The following is a 20,012-nucleotide window of genomic DNA, read 5'->3' on the forward strand; positions in this document are numbered from 1 at the left end:
AAAAAAAATTTAGTATGGCGCATGAGAAACCTCACGCTCAAGCAATTCAAGACCGTTCAGGCAATCATCAGCCACGGAAAAATCGTCAGCGCGGCCAAGGTGTTAGGCCTGTCTCCTCCAGCGGTGACGATCCAGTTGCGGCAGGTCGAGGAGGAGTTTCAATTGGCCTTGTTCGACCGGACGTCGGACGGCATGCGTCCGACTGCCGCAGGTCTGGCCTTCGTCGAGACGGCGCAAGCCATCGAGGAGCGGCTTCGCCTGCTCGAAGACAAGATGGACGCGATCAAGGGCGTGCGTATCGGCAGCTTGCGGCTCGGCGTCGTTTCCACCGCCAAATATTTCGCGCCGCGGCTGATGGCCGGCTTCATGAAAGAACATCCCGACATCGACATGCGGCTTGCCATCGGCAACCGCGCCGAAACAATCGACAGTCTGAAGAACCACGACATCGACATCGCCCTGATGGGACGCCCGGCGAAGGAAGTCCCGGTGCGTGCCTCGGTGTTCGGCGATCACCCGCTGGTCATCATCGCGCCGCCCGACCACCCGCTGGCGTCGGCACGCGAGATATCGAAGGAGCGGATCGCCGAGGAGCATTTCCTCATTCGCGAGCCCGGCTCCGGCACGCGCATCTCGCTGGAGATATTCCTGAGCGACGTGCCCGGCCGCATCGACGATCTCGGCGTCGAGATGGGCTCGAACGAGACGATCAAGCAGGCGGTGATGGCCGGGCTCGGCATCGCCTTCATCTCTGCCCACACCATCGCCGCCGAAACCGAGGCCGGCCGGCTGGTCATCCTCGATGTTGTCGGCATGCCGATTCGCCGGCAATGGTTTTCGGTGATGCGCAGCGATCACGCGATCTCGCCGGCGATGGCGACGTTCCACGATTTCCTGATGCGCAAGGGCGCGATGTATCTGCCGCTGTTCGGCAAGCTCTATCCGCACGAAGGACCGGACACTAGAGGTCGCGCCTGAATTGAGGTCGGAATGCCGCTGGCAGCCACCTACCAGGACGCCTAGTCCGATTTGCCGAGAGCTTTCAGGATAAAGCGAATCTGCGCGCGCAGGCCCGCTTCGGTGTCTTCGCCGTGTTGAACGCAGTGCTCGATCAGAATCGGATGGAAGAACGGCGTGAACGCGGCGTTGACCGCACGCGCCGCTTCTGCCGGGTCCTCGACCTTGAGTTCGCCCGCCTCGGTCCCCTCGCGAATGATCGCCTCAAGGATTTTCAACATTCGCTCGACATGCGCCTTAATGACCGCCCGATTCTCGCGCATGGCGGCGACGATCAAGTCGTGCATGCCTCTTTCCTTGATCAATTTTGTCTTGTTGTGCTGGTGAACGGCGGTCAGGAGCCGGTCGAGTTTCTCCAAGGCCGGCGCGTTGGTGCGCGCGATCGCAACGGCGATGTCCGCGACCTCGTTAACGACCTGCCTGCAGATGGACTCGTTGATTGCATCCCTGGAGGAAAAGAAACGGTAGACGTTCGCCCGGCTCATGCCGAGCTCGGAGGCGATGTCGGCTACCGACGTCTTATGGTAGCCGATGCGGCGAAAATGCTCCTCCGCCACCTCCAGGATGCGAGCGCGCACCTCGTCGGGATCCGTTCGCGTTCCGACCGGATGATTCATGACGTCTCCAGAACTGATGATGGATCTCCGGGGCTCGCCCTGAACGATCGTTTGCAAGCGGTAAGGTCGTGCCACTGGCCCTGCGTATGTTCAGGCAAAGCCAGCGGCGAAATCTTGATCCGCCTGCTCGACAACAGGGCCCTATTCAGCAGCAATTGCCGTGTGCATTTCCAGTTCCTCCGCCGCGCCCTCACGGACCTCGTCGGCAGTCGGCTTGATGCCGAACCACGCGGCGTAGAGCGCGGGAAGGAAGAGCAGGATCAGCACCGTGCCGACCGCCGTGCCGCCGATCAGCGTATAGGCCATCGATCCCCAGAAGACGGAGTGTGTGAGCGGGATGAAGGCCAGCACGGCGGCGAGTGCCGTCAGGATCACGGGCCTCGTGCGTTGCACCGTCGCCTCGATCACGGCGTGATAGTCGTCAAGGCCGGCAGCACGGTTCTCCTTGATCTGTTCGGTCAGGATCAGCGTGTTGCGCATCAGGATGCCGGCCAGTCCTATCATGCCCAGAATGGCGTTGAATCCGAAGGGCTGGTTGAAGGTGAGCAGCATCGGCACGACGCCGACAAGTCCAAGCGGTGCCGTCAGCATCACCATGGACATCGTTGAGAAGGATCGTACCTGCAGCATGATAACAATCAGCATGGCGGCTATCATTGCCGGAAAGACTTTGGCCAGAGCGGTGTTGGCCTTTTCAGCCTCCTCGATCGATCCGCCCAATTCGATGCTATAGCCGGCCGGAAGGGATGCAATCAGCGGCTGAAGGGCCTTCGCGATTTCCTTGGAAACCTCTGGAGGCTGAGTCGCTTCGTTGATATCCGAGCGGATCGTGATGACAGGCGTGCGATCACGGCGCTTCAGGATCGGCTCTTCCAGACGGATTTCCGAATGGCCGATCTGGTCGAGCGGAATCGGGCGACCGTCCCGGCTCATCAGTGAGAAATCCGCCAAACGTGTCGGATCCAGCCGCTCGCCGCCGGCGCTGCGTGCGACGATGGGGACGTTGCGGATGTCCTCGCGAACCTGCGTAACGGGGATGCCGGTGAGCAAGAACTGAAGTTGCTGGCCCACCTCCGCCGGCGACAGGCCGATGAGGTTCAGTCGATCCTGATCCGGGACGAAGCGGAGCACGGGTGTGCGATTGCCCCAATCGCGGTTGGCCTGACGCACGTCCGGGACGCCCCGCATGATGTCGAGGGCCTTCTCGGATATGCTGTAGAGTTGCGCGGGATCAGGTCCGATAATCCGAAACTCGACCGGGAATGGCGTGTAGGGGCCGAACACGAGTTGCGTGACGCGGACATTGGCCTCGGGTGCAAGCCCCTCTGCCACCGCCTCGCGGAGGCGGTGCTTCAACACCTCACGCGCCTCGGCGTCCTGGGTCAGCACGACGATCTTGGCGAAGGCGGGATCAGGCAGTTCCGGCGCCATTGCGAAAAAGAAGCGGGGTGCGCCCTGACCGACATAGCTCGTGACGATCTTAGCCTCGGCTTGGTCGTCCAGCCAGCCTTCGAGCTTCTCGACCGTAGCGGTCGTCGTCTCGATGCTGGTGCCTTCAGGCAGGCGAACCTCCACCAGCACTTCGGGGCGGTCGGATGTCGGGAAGAACTGCTGTTTGAGAGAGCCCATGCCGACAACGGAAAGCACGAAGGCGATGCCAACGATACCGCTGATTATGAACTTGTGGCGCACGGCGAAGGTGATGAGCCGCCGCAAGCGCCGATAATTGGGTGTGTCATAGATCGCGTGGTGACCGCCTTCGACCGGTTTGATCGCGGGCAGCATCTTGACGCCGAGGTAAGGTGTGAAGACCACCGCGACGATCCAGGAGACGATGAGGGCGAACCCTACGACCCAAAAGATGTTGCCGGCGTATTCGCCGGCCGTCGAGCGCGCGAAGCCTACCGGCAGGAATCCGGCGATCGTCACGAGCGTTCCGGACAGCATCGGCGCCGCAGTGTGGCTCCACGCATAGGCCGCCGCCTTGATGCGGTCCATGCCTTCTTCCATCTTCACCACCATCACCTCGATGGCAATGATGGCGTCGTCCACGAGAAGACCGAGCGCCAGGATGAGGGCGCCGAGCGTGATGCGGTCGAAGAACCGGCCGGTCTCCAGCATGATGAGGAACACGACGGCAAGCGTCAGAGGGACGGCAGCCGCCACGACGATGCCGACGCGCCAGCCGAGGCTCAACAGGCTCACCAAGAGCACCACACCGAGCGCCATCGCAAACTTCATCATGAATTCGTCGACCGCAGAGGTGATGTTGACGGCCTGGTCAGTCACCTTGTCGAGCGTCATCCCAAGTGGCAGTGTCTGGGCGATGGCTGCTGTCCTGTCCTCCAGCGCCTTGCCGAGCGCGAGACCATCCCAGCCCTCCTGCATGACAGCCGCGAGCATGATGGTGGGCTCACCCTGACGTCGGATGAGGTAGGTGGGCGGATCTTCATAGCCGCGCCGGACTTCGGCGATATCGGAGAGCTTCAGCGTCCGCCCCGCCGCGGCAATCGGCGTGTCGGCGATCGCCTGAACGCTGTCATAAGCGCCGTCGACCCGGATGAAGACCCGCGGCCCCTGGGTGTCGATCGAGCCTGCCGGCGTGAGGGTGTTCTGCCGCTGCAAGGCGGCGACGATGTCCTGTGCCGACACGCCGAGGGTAGCCAGCTTGGCGTAGGAAAATTCGACGAATATTTGTTCGGGACGTTCACCAAGGATGTTGATCTTCTTGACGCCGGGCACGTGCAGGAGGTCCTGGCGGATCGCTTCGGCCTGTCTCGCCAACTCACGCATCGGCATGCCCTTGGCCTTCAGCGCGTAAAGGGCGAAGCTTACATCCGAATATTCGTCGTTGACGAAGGGGCCGAAGACACCGGACGGCAGGTTGCGGGCTTCATCCCCGAGCTTCTTACGAGCCTGGTAGAACTCCTCCTGCACGACAGATGGCGGTGTGCTGTCCTTCAGCGTGACCGTCATATACGCGTAACCCGGCCGTGTGGTCGTCTCGACCCGATCGTACCAGGTCATCTCCTGAAGCCGTTTCTCCAACGGTTCGGCGACGAGGTCCTGCACCTCGCGCGCCGTTGCGCCCGGCCATGCCGTCGTGACCGTCAGGGTCTTGATGGTGAAGTTGGGGTCCTCCGCCCGTCCGAGCATGACGAAAGCGTAGGCGCCGGCGGCCACCAGCAGGAGGATGAAGAACAGGGTAACGGCGCGTTCGCGAACGGCGATCGCGGAGAGATTTAGGTTCATCATCAGTTGCCCCCGCTTTCGGACGCAGCCCTGACGCGAGCGCCCTGCTGCAGGAGATGAGCGCCGAGCGAAACAATCGGATCGCTGGAGTTCAGTCCGGAGACCACAGCGGTTTCGCTGGTCACACGAACAAGCTTGACGGGCTGAAACTGTACGGTCGAGGTGGCGTTGTCCAGGACCCAAACGCCAGTCCTCTCGCCGTCATCGAGCACGGCTCCCAGCGGCACCTGGACCTCCCGCTGGCGTGCCTGGCTTGCAAGCCGAATGGTTACCGTCGCGCCAAGCGGTGCTGCCGCGGCCTCACCGTCGAGCACATAACGGGCCTCATAGGTACGGGTCTGGGCATCGGCGGAGTTCGATAATTGCCGAAGATGTGCCGTATAACGACGCCCATCGCCGCCATACACGCTGGCCTCGGCCGCCGACCCAATCACCGGCCGGATCGTTTCGGGAAGCGCGACCACTGCTTCGCGGGAGCCGGCCTTGGCGATCCGGACCACTGTCTGGCCGGCGGAGACGACCTGCCCCGGCTCGCCAAGCGTTTCGACCACCGTTCCATCCGCGTCCGCCAGCAGGACCGCGTAGATCGCTTCGTTCTCGGCGACCCGTGCATCGGCTTCGGCGGCGGCGAGTTGCGCCTCGGCCGTATCCACCGCGGCCTTCGCCTGCTCGTAGCGCTGTCGGGGGACCCATCCATCCTTGAGCAAACTGGCGTATCGCCGTTCATCCGGTTCCGTCTGAACGACTGTTGCGCGCGCTGCGGCAACGGCGTTGCGCTTCGCCGTGAGCGCGAGGCGAAGGTCGGTGTCGTCGATGCGCATCACTGGCTGACCGGCTTTGACCTCCTGACCCACATCCACGAGCCGCTCCACGATTTTGCCGGGGACGCGAAAGCCGAGGTCGCTCTGCACCCTTGCCCCGACAATACCGGTGAAGCCGCGTTCGGATCCGATCACCGGCGCTGCCGTCACCAGTCTGACGATCGGCGGTTCCTGCCTCGGGTCGCCTACGGCGGAGGCTTCCTGCGTAGGAATGGCAAGTGTGGCGAATGCCGCCGCTCCTGACATCGCGATCAGCACGCCCCCCAGCACAACAGCGGGTCTCTTTTTCACGTTCGTCGCCTCTCAAAAAGATTGCGATTGACCTTTACATCGGCCCCACGGACGCGAGCCCAGCAGCACGCAGGGTGCCGTCGGCAAGGCGGGTCGGTGCATCGGCATCGGCGCGCATGCCGGTCTCGGACGACACCGTCACCTCCTCGCCGGAGCGCGAGAACGCGTAGAGCGGGCCGCGGTGGCCGGGCATCGAAAAGGCAACGGAATCGCCGTCGGCGAGGCCCATGACGACGCGCTGCGGATCGCCGCCGATTTTTGGCGCGAAGGTGGCGGTGACCTCCAGGCGGTCGCCGTCGACCGGGACGTAATAGACGACCATGTCGAGGTGTCCCTCGTGCAGGCTGCCGGCTTCGATCGGGCGTCCAATGGTGGCTTCCTCGGCAAATGCCGGGGCGGCAAGAAACAGCGCGGCCAGAACTGAAGCGCTCAGGGTTTTGCGGATCATCTCGTATCTCCTTGCTTTTTAGATTGCGTTCGAACTCTATATAGGAGATAGATTACGTATGCAATCTAAAAAATGAAAAATTGATGATGCGTGTGAGTCGCAGCAGAAAACCGCGAGACGGCGATCAATGTGGCAGGCCGGCTTTGTCGGGAGCGCCGCTTTGACGGCATCGGCCTTAAGGATTTTGATGGAGGGTGCCTGGGCTCAGGGCGCGTTTTACAAGCAGTTCGCATCCAAGCACGACTTGGCGGCGCAGGCGTCCAGGCGGGCGATGGAGAGCGTCACCCCGGTAGTCGGCCGCGACTGCGGCAAAATCCGAGGACCCGCTTGGCGCGGTGATCGCATGGCTCATTGAGCAGAAGGAAATGACGGCTGCCCGGTCGTTGCGCTCGCGCGGTGCTGCCAGGCCGATGTGAGGCATCATTCAGGCCGGGATCAGGGAATATCCTGGGATGCTAGATAGCTGGGTTGGCGAGGGCCATGGCAAGGAGCCCGACCGCAAGGCCATGGCCATTCTCTCGACAATGGCCGGTGCGGTGCTCCTCTCGCGGGCCGTCAACGACGAGCGGCTGTCGAAGCGGTTCCTGCAAGCGGCCGCCGAGAGCGCGCTGATGGGATCGTCCGCGGGCGATACCACGGGCTAGCGTAGCCGCGGGTCAGGTAACGCTGCGGGCCGCTGACTGCGCTTCTGCTAGCCTACAATTGGTTCGGCGACAGCTTCTTCGAGGCCAGTTGCCGCTTGGGTGGCAAGACCGCGGGCCGCTGCTTGTGAATCGTAGAATTCCTCAAGAGCATAGACCTTGCCCCATCGCAAGGTGAACACGTGGAGACCACTGTTGACGTAGGACGCGTCGCCATTGAGCAGCGTTGCGGTGCCGTCCCACTGGGCAAACACGGTGGTATGCCACGGCCAGCCCTTCACCCAGATGTGGTTGACCGTGAGATGGAGATTGGGCAGGACGCGGCCGAGGCGCTCAAACCAGCGGCGCACGGCTTCCTTGTCGTGGCGCTCACCACCAAGCGCGTGGGCGCCGGAAACGCGGTGATGGACATGCGGCACGAGTGCTTTCACCGCTTCATCCCAGCGATGGTTGTTGACGTGGTCGAAGCTCTGCCGGATCGATTTCTCGACAACATAACTGTATAGCATTTGACCTCTCCTCCAAATTTGTTCGATGCGTGGCCGAGGGCACCGTGCGCAGCCAAATTGGATTGCGTTCGTACTCTATACCTGCTATAGATGTCGAACGCAAGCTAAATCAGGAGGTCGACATGCGTGTGAGTCGCATTCAGGCGGCGGAAAACCGCGAAACCGTGATCAATGTGGCAAGCCGTCTTTTTCGGGAGCGCGGCTTTGACGGCATCGGCCTTAAGGACCTGATGGAGGCTGCCGGGCTGACCCAGGGCGCGTTTTACAAGCAGTTCGCTTCCAAAGACGATCTGGCGGTGCAGGCGTCGAGGCGCGCGATGGAGAGCGCCACCCTCCGGTGGTCGGCCGCGACTGAGGCAAACCCCGAGGATCCGCTTGGCGCGGTGATCGCGTTCTACCTCAGTATGGGCCATCGCGGAGAAAAGATGGACGGCTGCCCGATTGTCGCGCTCGGTTCGGATGCCGCCAGGCAGGGCAGCGACGTCAAAGCGTCGTTCGAAGTCGGGATCAAGGAGCATCTCGAAATCCTCAGCCGTTTCATTGCCGAGGCCAATGGTGAGCAGCCCGATAGAAAGGCCATGGCCATTCTCTCGACGATGGTTGGTGCGCTGACGCTTTCGCGCGTCGTCAACGACCCGGATCTCGCCCAGGCCCTTCTGGACGCGGCGACCCAACAGGTTCGCGAAGCAGCCGCCGCTTGAACGGCGTGCGCAGCGCTGGCGGCGCAGCCAATAGGAAAATAAAATAGATGCGACGGATTGTTGTTACAGGCATGGGAGCGGTCACGCCCCTTGCTGCCGATGTCGAAGCGTCGTGGTCGCGGCTGCTGGCCGGTCGCTCGGGCATCCGCAGGCTTCCGGACGACATGGTGGGAGACCTGCCGGCCAAGATCGGCGGGGTGGTTCCCTCGCTGGAAGACGATCCGGAGGCTGGTTTCGATCCAGATGCCGTCCTGGCTGCGAAGGACCAGCGCAAGGTAGACCGGTTCATCATCTTCGGGCTCGCTGCTGCACAAGAGGCCCTCGCGCAGGCCGGGTGGGCGCCCGCCTCGGAAGCGGATCGCCTGCGCACGGCCACGATCATCGCCTCCGGCATCGGCGGCTTCCCCGCCATAACCGAGGCGGTGCGCACGGTCGACCGGCGCGGTGTCCGCCGCCTGTCGCCGTTTACGGTGCCGTCCTTCCTGGTGAACCTCGCGGCGGGCCACATCTCGATCCGCCATGGCTTCAAGGGGCCACTCGGCGCGCCGGTGACGGCGTGCGCGGCCGGCATCCAGGCGATCGGCGATGCGGCTCGCCTTATCCGCGCCAATGAAGCCGATATCGCCGTGTGCGGCGGAACGGAAGCATGCATGAATATCGTCAGTCTCGGTGGTTTTGCCGCGGCTCGCTCCCTTTCCACCGGCTTCAACGAAACGCCGGCTCAAGCCTCGCGCCCCTTCGATATGTCGCGGGATGGCTTCGTCATGGGCGAAGGGGCCGGCATCCTGGTCATCGAGGAGTTGAGCCACGCGCTGGCGCGCGGCGCGAAGCCGCTCGCCGAGCTCGTCGGTTACGGCACGACGGCGGATGCTCATCACGTCACCTCCGGTCCCGAGGACGGCGACGGGGCACGCCGGGCCATGGAGATCGCGATTGCCCAAGCCGGCATTTCGCCGCGTGAAGTTCGCCACCTCAATGCGCACGCGACATCCACGCCGGTCGGTGATCTCGGGGAAATCGCGGCGATCAAAACACTCTTCGGCGCAGATTCCGCCATCGCCGTCAGCGCAACGAAATCCGCGACTGGACACCTGCTCGGAGCCGCCGGCGGGCTTGGAGCCATCTTCGCAATCCTGGCGCTCAGGGATCAGGTGGCGCCGCCAACCCTCAATTTGAGCGCGCCGGATCCAGCCAGCGACGGGATCGACTTCGTCGCAAACCAGGCCCGCCCGATGGGAATGGACTATGCGATCGCCAACGGCTTCGGTTTCGGAGGCGTCAATGCCAGTGCGCTGTTCAGGCGCTGGACGGACCAACTGGCCGGTGCGAGCATCGGCGGCGGCTAAATGGCGCGCCAGTCAGTCTCCTGCGCTGTTTCGTCCCCGCATCCGCATTCGACAAAAGCCTGCGAAAGCAGAACGGGTTGCCGGTCTGACGACATCGACGACACCCCGTGATGATCCGAATAATCGGCGCTGGAAACATCGGCGCTACGTTGGCGCGGCGCAACCTGACGCGATTGCTCTGGAAAACGCCCGGCGGTCGTTGGAGTTAGATAAGCGACATGTTATGTTGCAGTGCGAAAGAGCGGGGGCACGTGCTTTCACACCCGTAAGCGATCTGTATGTGCGACCCCTGCAGACTGGTCGGTATCACTGAAACCTCCCGGGCATGGGGTTCGGGATTCGATGGGGACAAGGGGTAATGCTTTACACGCTGGTTATGATGGTCTGCCTGACGGATGTGCCGCAGACCTGTGAACAACGCGAACAGATGGTCGACGGCCTGGCAATGAATCCCGGGACCGCCTTCATGCAGGCGCAGCCGCTGGTCGCCCACTGGATCGAGACGCATCCCGGTTATTTCGTGCAGCGCTGGCGCGTGCTGCCCGGCCGGGGATCGTAAGATCCGCCGCGAAGAGCGAATGAGGTTCTACTTCTTCGCGGCGAGCGTTTCCGAGACGACTTTGGATAATTGATAAAGCCGCTGCTCGATGATCGTCGGCACTTCACAGACGTAAGTCAGTGATTGGACGCGTTCGTTGAAAATTCGCGTTGCGAATTTCAGCTGTTCCGTTCGCCGTTCGATCTCGTCTGGATCTGCATCGGGCTTTGCTCGCAACGCATCGACGTCGGACGCTTCCTTGCGCAACGCGGCGGCCATTTCGAGCTGCTTGTGGGCGTAACGGGAAATGCCTGAGATCACGTGAGAACGCTCGGCGTCCATGTGATCGAACATGCCTTGCACCAGCATCGCCATCTTCGGCGCAAGCTGCTCGGCCGGCAGCGAGGCGGCGAAATCCTTGATCTTCTTTTGGGCTTCGGCAATCGGTATCCGCCGGGCTGCCACCTCCTCGACCAGGGCGGAGATACCGGGGTCTTTCGACAAGTCCTTCGCCGCTGGCGGCAACTCCGGCCCGTTCCAGATCTGGCCGAGCGAGAGTTGCGGCACCTTGCGCTGTATGCAAGGCCAGTCCGGATCGGTGTTCGCCGCCATGGCGTTCACGCCCGGCGCGAGCATGGCAACCACAGCCAGGCTGCGAACAAGGCTCATTCGTGCCATCAGGCATTTCCTCCCGTGTCCTGTTTGCGGGTCATCAGGCCGCGCGAAGGGTCATAGGCGATGATTGCGGCGGCAAGGAACAGCAGCGTGCAGCCGGCAACGACGCCCAGCGACAGCCAGTTAATCTGGCCGTAGAAGGCGAAGCGGATCAGTTCGACGGCATAGGTAAACGGGTTGACGAGGCAGATTTTGTAAAGCAGCGGACTTGCCTCCTGGATGCGCCACAAGGGATAGAGCGCTGGAGAAGCGAAATAGCCGGGAAAGATGACGAAGTTCATGATGCCGGCGAAGTTTTCGAGCTGCTTGATCATCGACGACAAAAGCATGCCGAGCGCGCAAAGCATCATGCCCGACAGGAACAGCGCCGGCAGCACCATGAGATAGCCGATCGGCGGCGCCTTGACGCCCCAGAACCAGGCAACGATCAGGAACGCGTAGACCTGCGCGATCGATACGGAGACGCCGGCGAGCATCTTCGACACCAGCAGGAACCAGCGCGGGAAGGGGCTGACCAAAAGGGTGCGCATGTTGCCCATCTCGCGGTCATAAACCATCGACAGCGAAGACTGCATGCCCGAGAACAGCAGGATCATGCCGCACAAACCCGGCGTGATGTAGACCTCGTAGAGGACATAGGTCTTGTAGGGCGGGATGATCGACACGCCGAGCACCTGCCGGAATCCGGCGGCAAAAATGAACAGCCAGATGAGCGGCCGAACCAGCGAGGATATGAAGCGCTCGCGCTGGTGCAGGAAGCGCAGGCACTCCCGCAGGACGACGCCCTTGAGGCAAATGAGATAGTGGCGCAGGCCGAATTTTTCGAACGTCATCGGCACGATGCCGGCGACTTTTTCGGGCATTGCGGGAGCGCTCATGGCGATATCTCCGCGATGCCGGCCGCGTCGATGCGGCTGAGCCTCGAAAAGGCGTCGCGGATCGAACCGGCGCCGCTCGTCCTGACGACATCGGCAACCTTGCCGTTGGCGACCAGTTCGCCCTGCCGCAGCACGACGACATGGTCGCCGTCTTCAACCTCGTCGATCAGATGCGTTGCCCACAGCACGCCAATGCCCTCGGTTTCGACGAGCTTGCGGATGGTGGCGAGAATGCCCGCGCGCGACTGGATGTCGAGACCGACCGTCGCCTCGTCGAGCAGCAGCAGGGACGGGCGGTGGAGCAGCGCCCTGGCGATCTCGATGCGCCGCATCTGGCCGCCGGAAAGGCTGCGTGCCTTGTCATGCTGGCGGCCCTGCATGTCGACCATATCGAGCAGCGCGGCAATGCGCTGCCGGGCTTCGCGTCCGCCGATGCCATGCAGCGCGGCGTGGTAGGAGAGGTTCTGGTGGACGCTGAGGTCGAGGTCGAGCGTGCGTGCCTGGAATACGATGCCGATACGCCTGAGCGCTTCGCCCGATGCGCGGCTGACGTCATGGCCGAAGATGCGGATCGACCCGCGGCGCGTGTCGTAAAGATGGCTAATCAGCGAGAACAGGGTTGTCTTGCCGGCGCCGTTGAGGCCGAGAAGAACGGTGAAGGTCGCCGGCGCGATCGAGAATGAGACGTCGTTGAGCGCCCGCTTCGGACCATAGGAATGGCTGACGCCGGCGACATCGAGCGCCGCCACCTCATCTCCTGGTCCGCTTGTCCTCACATGCTGCACGCCGGCTGGTTCCTTGTCGTCGACAATAGTCTAGCGCACCTAGCGCACCGGGAGTCCAGCGCACCGGGTTCGATCGCGCAGGTCCCGCTTTTTGGTGATTTTATTTGATCGTGATCGTGCCCTTCATGCCCCTGTCGGCGAGGTCGGGCACCGACCATGTGTAGATGCCGGGCCTCACGGTGGTGAACTGTACCTGGATGGTGCCGTCAGCGTCGAATTCGAGCCATGCGGGTGCGCCGTTCATATGCACCTCGAGGTCGTTGATGACGATCTGGTTGTTCCACACATTGCGGAACAGGTCGGTATGGAATTTATACTCCAGCCCGCCCGCCGCGGTGATCTTCCAGCGATAGCCCTGGCCGGCGATCAGCTGGAAGTCCTTTTGGTTGGCGGTGAACTGGTCTTCCTTGCTGCCGAGGACAAGTTCGGGCACGTCCTTGCTGGCCCGGGTTGCCTTTTCGGCTTCGGGACTGGCGTCCGTTTTGGTGACCGCGCCTGCGGCTGCGTCATCGTCGTCGTTGTCCTGCGCCCAGACTTGGCCCTGCGTGAGTGCCATGCCCACCAGCGCAGCGAAAGCGACTGCCCGAAATTTCCGCATGATTTCCTGCCCTTCTGCTGTTTTTCTGCCTGTTTGATTCAATTGGGTATTTAGTTGGGTGAGACGACGACGCCCCACGGCAGCGCGCCGACGGTCACCGACTGCACCGGCTCGTCGCTCTCCACGTCGATGAAGGTGATGTCGTTCGACACGCCGTTGGTCGAGATGATGGTCTTCTGGTCCGGGGTGAAGGCGAGCTGCCAGACGCGTTGGCCGACCAGCACGTATTTCTCGACCTCGTATGTCTGCGTGTTGATCACCGCGACGCGGTTGGCCGGTCCAAGCGCCACATAGGCTTTCTTGCCGTCGGCGGTAATGCGCACACCGACCGGCTGGATGGATTCGGCCCGCAGGCCTGATATCTCGAAGGTGATCTTCTGGACAACTTCGCGCGTTTGATTGTCGATCACCGAAACAGTGCCACCGATCTCGGCACTCACCCAGGCCTGCTTGCCGTCGGGCGTGAACTCGACGAAGCGCGGACGCGTATCCACCAGCACGTTGTCGGTGATCTCGTGGGTCGTCGTGTCGATGAAATGAGCCATATTTGTCGTTTCCGACGTATTGACCATGGTCTTTCCGTCCGGGCTGACGCCCATGCCTTCCGGTTCGACTCCGACCGGGATTTCGGCCAGCACCTTTTTATTCTCTATGTCGATGACGGTGACGAGATTGTCGTCCTCATTGGCGACATAAAGCGTCTTGCCGTCAGGCGAGAGCACGAAGAGCTCCGGGTCCGGCCCGGAGGGCAAGGTATCGACGATCTCCAGGGACGCCGTGTCGATCACCTCGATCGAATCGTCGTCGCTTGCGCAGAGATAAATGTGCTTGCCGTCGTGCGAGATGGTGATGCCGCGCGGACGCTGCCCGACATTGACGGTCTTCACCACCTGCATCGTTGCGGTGTCGACAACGGACATCGTGTTGTCCTTCTCGTTGGAAACATAGGCCATGTAGGCCGACGCTGGGCCGGCCATGAAGCCGGTCGCGAGAATGGCGAGTGCGCAAGCTCGTCTCTGCACTGAAATTCCTCCCAATTGGTTCTACTCAAGCACGCATTTTGTTTCCGGCTCGTCGACCCCGAGCGTATCGAGCTCGGACACCTGGTGCAAAAAACCTTCCTGCGGCGATGTCGAGACGACCGATCGGCCGTCGCCGAGGAAGATCGGCTGCCGCAACTGCTGGTTCCACGTGCGGAAGGTCAGTTTCTGCCCTTTGAAGGCGGCGATCGAAAAATCGTCGGAGCGGATGAAGTCGGCCATCTTGCGCGGGTCGGCGCCCTGCGTGCGGGTCGCCGCCTCGCCGAGGATGCGCACCGCCGTCCACGCCGCCATGTCCTTCGACATCATGCGGCGGCCGTTTGCCTTGGCGAAGCGGTTCTGGATCTGGGTGCCGCCCCATTGCTCGCTGGCCGGATGCCAGGCCGACGGGGTGAGGCCGGCGGTGCCGGCGACCGGCCGCGGAGTCCAGGTGCGGAACGGAACATAGGTGCCGAACACCTCGCTTTCATCGGCGACCAGCAACACATCGTGCTCCGGCAGGTTCTGGGTGAAGACAGGCATCTGCCGCTGGATCTGGACGACGCCGGAATCGGTCCGCCGGGCCGTGCCGGTATCCTCGAACAGCTTTTCGCCGACGATCTCGCCGCCGAAGCGCGTCGCCGCCCGGCGCAGCGCCTCGGCAAAAAGCTGGTCGCGCTCGTGCGAGCCGTAGATCAGCACCCAGCGCCGCCATTGCTTCCAGATGAGATATTGCGCCAGCCCGTCGGCCAGCATGCTGCGCGTCGGAATGGTGTGGAAGATGTTGGCGCGGCATTGCTCCTCGCGAAGACTGTCGTCGGTGGCACCGGCATTGAAGATCAAAACGCCGTTGTCGCGGGCAAGATCGGCGATCGACAGCAATTGCCTGGCCGAGACGTCTGCGACCACATAGCGGTCGCCTCTGGCGATCATTTCCTGGAAAGCCGCAACGACGTCCGCGTCCGGCTTTACCTCGGTCACGTCGAGGCTGAATTTCTGGCCGAGGAAGCTGCCGGTCGTGTTGTTGTCGGCAATCGCCACATTGCCGCCGGCAACGCCTTCGTCTCGCGGCGGGACGTCGAGCACCGACAAGGCCAGCTGCGGCGCATAAGCGCGCAAATAGCCTATCTTGATTTTGGTCAGCTTTTTTTCAGGCTTGGCCGTTGCAGCCGGTTGCTCGCCCGTCGCCTCCTGGGCGAGCGCGCCCGGAACGTTGACGGTCAGGGAAAAAAAGCACAAAAAGGCCGCGAGAGTGCCCGGCACCGCGCTCGTCATCGATAAAAATTACCCGTTCTTGCGCTAAAGTCCGATTGTTGTCGGACCGGCGCGAAGTCAAGGTGCCCGTGATGAGCTTAGCTGACCCGCAAAATTTATCAAACCCTGAAAGTGGACTTCGCGCGTCTGCTTTAGTGGCATGCCTGCTCGCCGGAACGGCAACTGAGCGGATGTCGATATTCGGGCCCGAGAGCGTCCTGTCCTTCATGCCGGAGAAAGTCCAATGACCAGAATGCTGGCCAGTGTCACCGGCGTCGACGAGGCGGAGATCGCGCTTTCGGGCGGCGTCGACATCGTCGACCTGAAGGAGCCGAAGGCGGGAGCACTGGGCGCGGTATCCACACAAACCATTCGCCGGACGATTTCATTCATCGCCGGCAGGGCGCCGGTCAGCGCGGTCTGCGGCGACCTGCCGATGGATCCGGAGACGATCTGCGCCAAGGCCGAAGAGATCGCTGCGACCGGTGTCGATTACGTCAAGATAGGCTTTTTTCCGTCGGCAAATGCCGCCGCCTGCGCGGCAGCGCTCGAACCGCTCGCCGCGCGAACGAAGCTGATCGCCGTGCTTTTCGCCGATCTGGCGCCGGATTTCGAGTTTCTGCCGAAGTTTGCCAAACATCGCTTCTACGGCGCCATGGTCGACACTGCGAACAAGGCAAACGGGCGGCTGCTCGACCATCTGCCGCCCGAGCGTATCCCGGGGTTCATCGATCGAGCGAAATCACTCGGTCTCATGGTTGGGCTGAGCGGATCGCTGGAAGCCCCTGATATTCCGCGCCTGCTGCCCTTCACTCCCGATTTTCTCGGCTTTCGCGGGGCGCTGTGCGGCCACTCCGGCCGTGCCGGTTCGATCAGTGCCGAGGCGGTTGCGCAGATCCGCGAGCTGGTCCCGGAAGCATCCCGGGCGGGCGGCGCGTCGAGCGTCGACTACCGCCTGCTGGCGGCGAGGGGCTATTCGCCGGGCACCGACCCGACACTGGGCACTGACAAGATCTTCGTGCGGGACTTTGTCCTGCCGGTCCAGATCGGCGCTTACAGCTTCGAGCACGGCCATACACAGAAGGTGCGTTTCGACGTGACCGCCGACGTGCTGCAAGTCACCGACCATCCCGAAGACATGCGCCATGTGTTCTCCTACGACATCATCATGGACGGCATTCGCACCATCGTCGCGCGGGGCCACATCCAGCTTAGCGAGGCCTTGGCCGAGCAGGTGGCGACGTACATTCTGGAGAACCCGCGTGTCGTGCGCGTCACGGTAAGGGTGGAAAAACTCGAACTCGGCCCAGGCGGCGTCGGCGTCGAGATCGAACGCAAGCGCCAAGCGGCGGGCCGCGGCGTCGCCTCCGGCCCTGCCGGCCGAAAAGAGCAAAGCGCTGCTTCCCAGCCGCGACAGGAAAGGCCTGAGGTCGTGAGGCGAGCCGCCGTCAAGCCAGCCGTCGTCAAGCTTGGCGGCAGCACGGTCCATGCGGCGGAAATGGAAAGCTGGATCGCGGCGCTGGCGGGTTCCAAGCTGCCGATCGTCATCGTGCCCGGCGGCGGCCTCTTTGCCGACCAGGTGCGCGAGATGCAGTTCCGCATGGACTTTTCCGAGACCGCCGCCCACGCCATGGCGATCCTCGCCATGGAGCAGTTCGGCCAGGTCATCCTCGACCGTGACGAAAGGCTGGCGCCGGCACGGTCGCTGGAAGAAATGCTGCGAGCCCTGGACGCGGGGAAGGTGCCGGTGTGGCTGCCGTCGTCATTGGCGCTGGCGGCGCCGGACATTCCGGCGTCCTGGGATGTTACCTCCGATTCCCTTGCCGCCTGGCTTGCCGGCAAGCTCGGCGCGAATGCGCTGCTGCTGATCAAGCAGACCGGGGCCTTCCTCGGCAGCGACACGATCGACAGCCTGGCAGTCAGAGGAATCATCGACGCCGGCTTCGCCGCCATGCTGCCCGACGGTGTCGATTTCCATCTCGCCGGTCCGAAAGATGCAGCCGAAGCCGGGGCGCTACTCGCGTCGGGCAATCTGCCCGGCATCGCGATCGCGGCTCCGATCCGGCCGGCAAGAAAAGCAGGGTAGGCGATGGCGGAGCTGCATACGCCGCGCTGGGCATGGGTTTTGACCGGTTCCGGTCATTTTTTTACGGAGAGCTTCGCACTCATTCACCAGCTCGAGCATTGTGATGTCTTCGTGTCGAAAGCCGCCAACGAAGTGCTGCGCATGTACAAGCTGAAGCTTGATTTCCCGGAGACGACGCGCGTGCTGCACGACAAGACGGCGAGCGCGATCCCGGTCGGCGAATTCTATCACGGTGTCTATCACACGGTGGTGGTGGCGCCGGCCAGTTCCAACACGGTCGCCAAATGCGTGCACGGCATTTCCGACACGCTCGCCACCAATGTCTTTGCCCAGGCGGGAAAATGCCGGGTGCCGGCCATCGTCTTTGCTTGCGACACCGCGCCGGAACTCGAAACCATGGCGCCGCATGGGCTGGTCAAGGTCTATCCGCGCCGGATCGACCTGGAGAATACCAACCAGCTGAAGAGTTTCGAGCGGACCCAGGTGGTCGAGTCGCTTGCCGATCTCGAAGCCTCGGTCAGACGGCGCCACGCCGAACTTGCAAGCCATGGCTGAGCGGCTGGCCTTTCTTACCGGCCATCTGGCCAAGGTCCGGCTGGAAAGGCTGCTGGCCGGGCTGGGCGAAACTGAATTTGCGTGGGAGATCATCGACATCGGCGTCAAGGTCGCGGCGCTGATGAGCGAAGATATCATCAAGCGGCGGCTCAGCCTGACAGGCGGCGCCGACCGCGTCATCCTGCCCGGCCGCTATCGCGGCGACATCGAGCATCTGTCGAACCATTTCGGCGTGCCCTTCGTCCGCGGTCCCGACGAGATCGCCGATCTGCCGGCCTTTCTCGGCCGGGCGGGCGAGCCGCCTGATCTTTCGCGTCATGACATGCGCATCTTCGCCGAAATCGTCGATGCGCCGATGCTGTCGGTCGAGGCGCTCGTTGCGAGGGCGCAGACGCTGACCGCAGCCGGCGCCGACGTCATCGATCTCGGCTGCCTGCCGGAAACGCCGTTTCCATTGCTCGAACAGGCTGTGGTCGAGCTGAAGGCACAGGGATTTCTGGTCAGTGTCGATTCGGCCAGCACGGACGAACTGTCGATCGGCGCACGCGCCGGTGCGGACTATCTTCTCAGCCTCGATGAGAACACGCTGCCGTTGGCCTTCGATTGCAAGGCCGTACCAGTGCTGATCCCGTCCACCCCCGGCGACCTGGATTCGCTCGGCCGTGCCATCGAAGCGGCGCAAAGGGCCGGCGTCGCCTTCATCGCCGACCCCGTGCTCGACCCAATCCATTTCGGCTTTGCGACGTCACTTGGCCGCTTCATCGAGGCGCGCCGCCGCTGGCCCGAGGTCGAACTGCTGATGGGCACCGGCAATCTCACCGAGTTGACCGACGCCGACAGTTCCGGCGTTACCGCCGTTCTGGCCGGGCTCTGCTCGGAACTTCAGATCCGAAACGTGCTTGCCGTGCATGTCAGCCCGCACACGCTGCGAACGATCGAGGAGCACGATATTGCCCGTCGCATCCTGTTCGCGGCGAAGAACGACGGTGCGCTGCCGCGGAGTTACCATCCAGGGCTCCTGCAGGTTCACGACCGCAAGCCGTTTACGGCCTCGACCGAGGATATCGCAGCACTCGCGGCGGAGGTGCGCGACACCAACTTCCGCATCATGACCGCCGAGGACGGCATCCATGTTTTCAACGGCAAAGGGCATGCGGTTGCCACGGATGCATTCGAACTCTTTGCCGGGCTTGGCGTTGAGGCGGATGGCGCACACGCGTTCTATCTCGGCGCGGAACTGATGAAAGCCGAGATCGCGTGGCGCCTCGGCAAGCGCTATGTGCAGGACGAGCCGCTCGCATGGGGCGTTGCCGCGCCGGGTCCCGAAACCGACCGCACCCGCCTTGCGGAAGCAGGTCACACGCTCCGCGCGAAGAAAGAGCGCTAAACCATGCCCTACATTCGCGAATCGATCATCACCACCGTCAACAAGGCCGGCGATGTCCACATCGCCCCGATCGGCATCATCGCCGAGAAGGACGGCTGGGTCATCGCGCCGTTCCGGCCGTCGATCACGCTCGACAATCTCGCCGAAGTGCCGTTCGCCATCGCCAATTACACCGATGACGTGCGTATCTTTGCCGGCTGCCTGACCGGGCGCAAGCATTGGCCAACCGTTGCCGTCGATGGATCTCCGGTGCCGCGGCTCGAGGCGGCGCTCGCGCATTCGGTCCTCGAAGTCGAAAGTGTCGACGGCGATGCTATGCGACCTCGCCATTTCTGCCGCGTGGTGCAGGAGGAGACGCATGCGCCGTTCACCGGCTTCAACCGCGCCAAGGCGGCGGTGCTGGAATTGGCCATCCTGGTCAGCCGGCTCGGCATGCTGCCGCGCGACAAGATCGAGGCGGAAATCGCCTACCTTTCAATCGCCATCGAAAAGACCGCGGGCGAGGGCGAAAAGGAAGCCTGGGACTGGCTGATGCAGCGTGTCGGCGATCACCTGTCGGTCAAGGGGTCTCCCGGCGAGGAGGCGCGGGGCTGA

Annotated in this window: 19 protein-coding genes and 1 pseudogene; 9 read left to right on the top strand and 11 right to left on the bottom strand. The window is 62.9% G+C overall.

The window, feature by feature from the left end; all coding sequences use genetic code 11:
• The first annotated feature begins 21 nt into the window (after positions 1 to 21).
• On the top strand, positions 22 to 978 hold the full coding sequence (locus AC0L3N_RS11360) for a LysR family transcriptional regulator (RefSeq protein ID WP_473547699.1): 957 nt from the start codon (positions 22 to 24) through the stop codon (positions 976 to 978).
• Positions 979 to 1,019: 41 nt separating this feature from the next.
• Here the strand turns inward: AC0L3N_RS11360 and AC0L3N_RS11365 are convergent, their stop codons facing one another.
• The 4 genes from AC0L3N_RS11365 to AC0L3N_RS11380 form a co-directional block, all read right to left on the bottom strand.
• On the bottom strand, positions 1,020 to 1,634 hold the full coding sequence (locus tag AC0L3N_RS11365; RefSeq protein ID WP_473547700.1) for a TetR/AcrR family transcriptional regulator: 615 nt from the start codon (positions 1,632 to 1,634) through the stop codon (positions 1,020 to 1,022).
• Between the two features lie 141 nt (positions 1,635 to 1,775).
• Entirely contained in the window at positions 1,776 to 4,886 is a 3,111-nt protein-coding gene (locus tag AC0L3N_RS11370; protein WP_473547865.1) for an efflux RND transporter permease subunit, read from the bottom strand.
• Between the two features lie 2 nt (positions 4,887 to 4,888).
• Positions 4,889 to 5,953, bottom strand: a complete 1,065-nt coding sequence (locus AC0L3N_RS11375) for an efflux RND transporter periplasmic adaptor subunit (RefSeq protein ID WP_473547866.1) — start codon at positions 5,951 to 5,953, stop codon at positions 4,889 to 4,891.
• Between the two features lie 79 nt (positions 5,954 to 6,032).
• Positions 6,033 to 6,446 carry a hypothetical protein gene (locus AC0L3N_RS11380; RefSeq protein ID WP_473547701.1) on the bottom strand — a complete coding sequence of 138 codons (414 nt, stop codon included), beginning with the start codon at positions 6,444 to 6,446 and terminating at the stop codon, positions 6,033 to 6,035.
• A 123-nt stretch (positions 6,447 to 6,569) separates the two neighbouring features.
• Between AC0L3N_RS11380 and AC0L3N_RS11385 the strand changes: the two are divergent.
• Positions 6,570 to 7,090, top strand: a pseudogene (locus tag AC0L3N_RS11385) (TetR/AcrR family transcriptional regulator).
• A 47-nt stretch (positions 7,091 to 7,137) separates the two neighbouring features.
• On the opposite strand, the gene AC0L3N_RS11390 reads toward AC0L3N_RS11385, so the two are convergent.
• Positions 7,138 to 7,596, bottom strand: coding sequence for a nuclear transport factor 2 family protein (locus AC0L3N_RS11390; RefSeq protein ID WP_473547702.1), 459 nt, complete (start codon positions 7,594 to 7,596; stop codon positions 7,138 to 7,140).
• A 122-nt stretch (positions 7,597 to 7,718) separates the two neighbouring features.
• Between AC0L3N_RS11390 and AC0L3N_RS11395 the strand changes: the two genes are divergently transcribed.
• The 3 genes from AC0L3N_RS11395 (at position 7,719) to AC0L3N_RS11405 (ending at position 10,202) form a co-directional block, all read left to right on the top strand.
• Positions 7,719 to 8,297, top strand: a complete 579-nt coding sequence (locus tag AC0L3N_RS11395; protein ID WP_473547867.1) for a TetR/AcrR family transcriptional regulator — start codon at positions 7,719 to 7,721, stop codon at positions 8,295 to 8,297.
• A 47-nt stretch (positions 8,298 to 8,344) separates the two neighbouring features.
• A complete protein-coding gene (fabF, locus tag AC0L3N_RS11400; RefSeq protein WP_473547703.1) occupies positions 8,345 to 9,643 on the top strand; it encodes a beta-ketoacyl-ACP synthase II in 1,299 nt (432 codons plus the stop codon).
• A gap of 358 nt (positions 9,644 to 10,001) precedes the next feature.
• The gene (locus tag AC0L3N_RS11405) at positions 10,002 to 10,202 is read left to right on the top strand and encodes a hypothetical protein (RefSeq protein ID WP_077373897.1); all 201 of its coding nucleotides are present in this window, start codon (positions 10,002 to 10,004) and stop codon (positions 10,200 to 10,202) included.
• Between the two features lie 27 nt (positions 10,203 to 10,229).
• Here the strand turns inward: AC0L3N_RS11405 and AC0L3N_RS11410 are convergent, their stop codons facing one another.
• The 6 genes from AC0L3N_RS11410 to AC0L3N_RS11435 form a co-directional block, all read right to left on the bottom strand.
• The gene (locus AC0L3N_RS11410; protein WP_473547704.1) at positions 10,230 to 10,859 is read right to left on the bottom strand and encodes a hypothetical protein; all 630 of its coding nucleotides are present in this window, start codon (positions 10,857 to 10,859) and stop codon (positions 10,230 to 10,232) included.
• The gene (locus AC0L3N_RS11415) at positions 10,859 to 11,689 is read right to left on the bottom strand and encodes an ABC transporter permease (protein WP_473547868.1); all 831 of its coding nucleotides are present in this window, start codon (positions 11,687 to 11,689) and stop codon (positions 10,859 to 10,861) included. The genes AC0L3N_RS11410 and AC0L3N_RS11415 overlap by 1 nt, the downstream gene beginning before the upstream one ends.
• Before the next feature lie 41 nt (positions 11,690 to 11,730).
• Complete coding sequence (locus AC0L3N_RS11420; RefSeq protein WP_473547705.1) at positions 11,731 to 12,519, bottom strand: ATP-binding cassette domain-containing protein; 789 nt, start codon at positions 12,517 to 12,519, stop codon at positions 11,731 to 11,733.
• A gap of 100 nt (positions 12,520 to 12,619) precedes the next feature.
• The gene (locus AC0L3N_RS11425; RefSeq protein WP_473547706.1) at positions 12,620 to 13,117 is read right to left on the bottom strand and encodes a cupredoxin domain-containing protein; all 498 of its coding nucleotides are present in this window, start codon (positions 13,115 to 13,117) and stop codon (positions 12,620 to 12,622) included.
• Positions 13,118 to 13,167: 50 nt separating this feature from the next.
• Positions 13,168 to 14,094 (bottom strand): YVTN family beta-propeller repeat protein, encoded by a 927-nt coding sequence (locus tag AC0L3N_RS11430; RefSeq protein ID WP_473547869.1) that lies wholly within the window; start codon positions 14,092 to 14,094, stop codon positions 13,168 to 13,170.
• 66 nt (positions 14,095 to 14,160) lie between these two features.
• Positions 14,161 to 15,411, bottom strand: coding sequence for an ABC transporter substrate-binding protein (locus AC0L3N_RS11435; RefSeq protein WP_473547707.1), 1,251 nt, complete (start codon positions 15,409 to 15,411; stop codon positions 14,161 to 14,163).
• Between the two features lie 223 nt (positions 15,412 to 15,634).
• On the opposite strand from AC0L3N_RS11435, the gene AC0L3N_RS11440 reads away from it, so the two are divergent.
• From AC0L3N_RS11440 to AC0L3N_RS11455, 4 genes are read left to right on the top strand one after another with little or no spacing between them, the layout of a single operon-like run.
• Entirely contained in the window at positions 15,635 to 17,476 is a 1,842-nt protein-coding gene (locus tag AC0L3N_RS11440; protein ID WP_473547708.1) for a (5-formylfuran-3-yl)methyl phosphate synthase, read from the top strand.
• A 3-nt stretch (positions 17,477 to 17,479) separates the two neighbouring features.
• Complete coding sequence (locus AC0L3N_RS11445) at positions 17,480 to 18,031, top strand: flavoprotein (RefSeq protein ID WP_473485499.1); 552 nt, start codon at positions 17,480 to 17,482, stop codon at positions 18,029 to 18,031.
• Positions 18,024 to 19,418 carry a DUF6513 domain-containing protein gene (locus AC0L3N_RS11450; protein ID WP_473526832.1) on the top strand — a complete coding sequence of 465 codons (1,395 nt, stop codon included), beginning with the start codon at positions 18,024 to 18,026 and terminating at the stop codon, positions 19,416 to 19,418. Before AC0L3N_RS11445 ends, AC0L3N_RS11450 begins: the two co-directional genes overlap by 8 nt.
• Before the next feature lie 3 nt (positions 19,419 to 19,421).
• Complete coding sequence (locus AC0L3N_RS11455; protein WP_473485501.1) at positions 19,422 to 20,012, top strand: DUF447 domain-containing protein; 591 nt, start codon at positions 19,422 to 19,424, stop codon at positions 20,010 to 20,012.

The sequence above is a fragment of the Mesorhizobium sp. WSM4807 genome (assembly GCF_055811615.1).